Genomic DNA, 3,399 nt, shown 5'->3' with positions numbered 1-3,399 from the left:
GATTATTCAACCACTACAAAGGCCGGTGTCCGCCTGACGTTGAACACCGCCAGATTAAGTACCGGAATAAAGTCATTGAATGCGATTATGGCCAGCTGAAAAGGATAATCGGCGCCACGCTGGGATTTAAATCCATAAAGACGGCTTACGCCACAATCAAGGGTATTGAGGTGATGCGTGCACTACGCAAAGGTCAGGCGTCAGCATTTTATTATGGCGATCCGCTGGGTGAGATGCGTCTGGTGAACAGAGCTTTTGAAACGTAGAGCCTTTTAGCAACTCAGAAGTCTTCATCATCCCGAACTTTGCAACAGTGCCGCTATGAACGAGAAACGGAAGTTATGGCATAATCAGCGATCATACCCGACTCAAAACCCAATATCGCATTGTGTAACTTCCTGGACACTTACCGCTTCGCTCCCGGTGGGCCAGACTCGATGAATTAATCATTTCATTGCCACATCGGAATAACTGAAATAGCGAGTAATAGCCCCAGTATGGCGTTAAGAACATGCCATTGCCCGTCGGTTTGTATTAATCGGGCCAGCAACAAACCAGCAATGCACCACAGGGAGAGAGAGAACATCGCGGCAATTCCAAACGAACAACCAAGAGTAAAGACCAGGTATACGGGTTGCGAGGCAACTGAAGCGAATGAAGCAGCGGCCCCCAGAGTCATCGCCCACCCTTTTGGGTTGTGCCAAACCAGCCACAGTGCCGCTGCGAAAGTTGTCGGTCTTTTCACGCTTGCATGTAAATGCGGTGGACCGCTGCGGGTCATCTTCCACGCCAGCCACAGCAAATACAGGCTACCGGCAAGTTTCATGGCAAATTGCAAGGAAGGGAAAGCCAGAATCACACTGCCTAATCCCGCCGCAGCACAAGCCGCCATCGAGCCAAGCCCCAGAGCGATTCCACACATAAAGGGCATGGACCTGCAATAACCAAAATGGGCACCAGATGCAGTGGCTAAGGTAGTAGCGCCGCCAGGCGTCAAAGTGGAAACAATCACAAACAAAATCAGTGGGGAATATTCAGCGATGGACATACAGGCCTCCAGAGTTATGGCTAGACTCTAGCGCGTTAAAATACATAACAGAAATAAATGATTAGCATGATGTGTATTACAATTTATAATGCATTGTATGAGCCGAAATCTTGATATCACTCTACTGCGTACGTTCGTTGCTGTTGCCGATCATGGCAGCATGACAGCGGGCGGAAACGCCTTACACCTTACACAGAGTGCGGTCAGCCAGCAGATTGCCAGGTTGGAGGCGTTGTCTGGCGTACTGTTTTTCCGTGAAAAACGAACTCTGCGCCTGACGCCCGGTGGAGAACGCTTGCTTGGAAAAGCACGGCATCTGATTATCCTGAACGACGAACTATGGGCTGAAATGACTGAAGGGCCGCTTGAGGGGGTCATCCGGCTAGGTGCCCCATATGATCTTGTCGGAGCATGGTTGCCCCCTGTCCTGAAAAATTTTGCGGCAGCACATTCGCAGGTGGATATACGACTGATTTGTATGTCATCGCCGGAGCTCCTTGCCGCGACCGCCGCCGGTACACTCGATCTGGCGCTGGTTGAAGAGCCGCCTGGAAAATCCGCAGGGGAATGTCTGTCAGTTGAACGCCTGGAGTGGGTTGGTGCCAAAGGTGGTGCAGCTTTTCTAAAGCGGCCACTGCCTGTGTCCATGGTTGCGGAAACCTGTGCATTCCGTACGGTGGTATTGCAGGCGTTACGAAAGAAAGAAACCACCTGGAAAACTCTGTTTGAAAGCGGCAGTCTTGATGCGACTCAAGCTATGGTTCGCTCCGACCTGGCCGTCAGTGTCTTGCTGGCGTCAACGATTCCGGGTGATCTTACCATTCTGCCATTTGGTGAAAACTTACCTGAACTCCCTCTGTTTTCTGTCAATCTTTACCACGCCAAAGGGCAGCGGTCGCGTGTAGCGAACGAACTGGCACAACAAATACGCGACGGACTGAAGTAGTTAGAACACCCCTTATTAAAGGGATGTTAAGTGCCGACATTCACGGTCAGGCGTTCTCAAAAGAAGCGATTCAGATTCCCAGCCATCGAGACCCACTTCTTTCAGTCAGAAACGACGGTTTACAGCTGAAAATAAAGGGGTATCATCGGCGATGTAATATACAGGGAGAACAAAAATGGATGCGGCATTGCTTGATATGATGCGCTCTGGCGGAAGAAATAAAGCCTGGGCTGAAACAATGGTTAACCTTGAAGCCAGAAAACTAATTAATACCGCCAACAAACTTTCCGCCTTTCACCTTCAGGATGGTCTGACCCGGATTAATTTTGTTCAGGAAATAAAACAGGTTATAGAGCAGCAATTTGCCGCTGCCCGGCGCGCGAAATCTGATGAAGAGTGCATAGCATGCATCAAAAACCTGAGAGTAGAGACTGAAAACCTCGAAGAACAGGGTCTGATGTTGCGTATGAAGTCAGCAAAACTTTACGCTAAAGTGGAGTTTGTCCGGGAAAATAATAAAATTGTTGGCTACATCATTTCTGCTGTAAATGTGGTTTTGTCTGGAGTTGAAATAGCTGTTGGTCTAACCCTTATAGGTTCCATGACGCCTTTGGGCGTTCTGGCCGGTGCAGTTCTGGTTACTGATGGAGCGAACGGCATAAGCAAAGAAATTGCGCACTACGCGATGGATGACCAAACCTCGGAAGGTTTGGTTGCTGATGCCGCAATGTCCACAGCTGAATTCATGGGGTTCAGCCGTAATAGCGGGCTGGGGATCTATAAATCAGTCTCGCTTGCTGCAAATGCATATAGCATATTCGGTCTGTTCAGACGCCCTGGAACATGGCGTTTATTCCGATATCTGCCCGCTGATTATTACCGAAAAGTCAGCACAATGAGCCGTCCAAAGCTCACAATGAAAATTGTCGGTTATGGTGTTAAGGCTAAGGTCATTTTTGACCTTATGTCTGTCACTGACGCGGTTCAGAATTAGCCGTTAATCTGCGATAGCGCCATGACTTGTATGCAAGTTTTGCTGGCGTTAAATACCATATAAAAGGTAATACAATAGCAAGTGTGACCGCAAGCGTGATGCTGGTATCTACGGATGCCAATACCAGCGTGAGAGCAAGTATGGTAAAGGAAGCGATAGTAATCCACTTTGAGGCTTTAAAGCGGTTAGCAAGATCATGGGTCACGGAATCCAGCGATCCGCCATAATTAGAAATATTATTTTTCAGTTTTTGCAGATCTGCATGGCTAAACCCTGACTTGAGTAGCGCTGCATCACTCACTTTCATCGCGTTCCACCTTCCATCCTTAAAATGTAGACACCTTTTTGCAGCAATTATACACAAAAATTCTGTGGAACGTAGCGCCCCAGTGGGGCGAGCGTCACCGCTTC

5 protein-coding genes are annotated in these 3,399 nt (G+C 48.7%); 3 read left to right on the top strand and 2 right to left on the bottom strand.

The features are described 5' to 3' along the window. Positions 1–266 (top strand): DDE-type integrase/transposase/recombinase (locus tag NG99_RS25890; RefSeq protein WP_034899439.1); only part of this gene is annotated, 266 nt, incomplete at its 5' end. 185 nt (positions 267–451) lie between these two features. On the opposite strand, the gene NG99_RS25885 is transcribed toward NG99_RS25890, so the two are convergent. Further along, positions 452–1,048 carry a LysE family translocator gene (locus NG99_RS25885; protein ID WP_034899435.1) on the bottom strand — a complete coding sequence of 199 codons (597 nt, stop codon included), beginning with the start codon at positions 1,046–1,048 and terminating at the stop codon, positions 452–454. Positions 1,049–1,145: 97 nt separating this feature from the next. Between NG99_RS25885 and NG99_RS25880 the strand changes: the two genes are divergently transcribed. Both NG99_RS25880 and NG99_RS25875 read left to right on the top strand, forming a co-directional pair. Beyond that, a complete protein-coding gene (locus NG99_RS25880; protein ID WP_072017682.1) occupies positions 1,146–1,994 on the top strand; it encodes a LysR family transcriptional regulator in 849 nt (282 codons plus the stop codon). A 175-nt stretch (positions 1,995–2,169) separates the two neighbouring features. Further along, entirely contained in the window at positions 2,170–2,988 is an 819-nt protein-coding gene (locus tag NG99_RS25875) for a DUF4225 domain-containing protein (RefSeq protein ID WP_034899433.1), read from the top strand. Here the strand turns inward: NG99_RS25875 and NG99_RS25870 are convergent. Beyond that, positions 2,966–3,399 (bottom strand): hypothetical protein (locus NG99_RS25870; protein ID WP_232298374.1); only part of this gene is annotated, 434 nt, incomplete at its 5' end. The genes NG99_RS25875 and NG99_RS25870 overlap by 23 nt on opposite strands.

It is taken from the genome of Erwinia typographi (assembly GCF_000773975.1).
GTDB lineage: Bacteria > Pseudomonadota > Gammaproteobacteria > Enterobacterales > Enterobacteriaceae > Erwinia > Erwinia typographi.
Note: the sequence above shows the minus strand (reverse complement) of the source record. Positions and strands in the feature narration are given on the sequence as shown.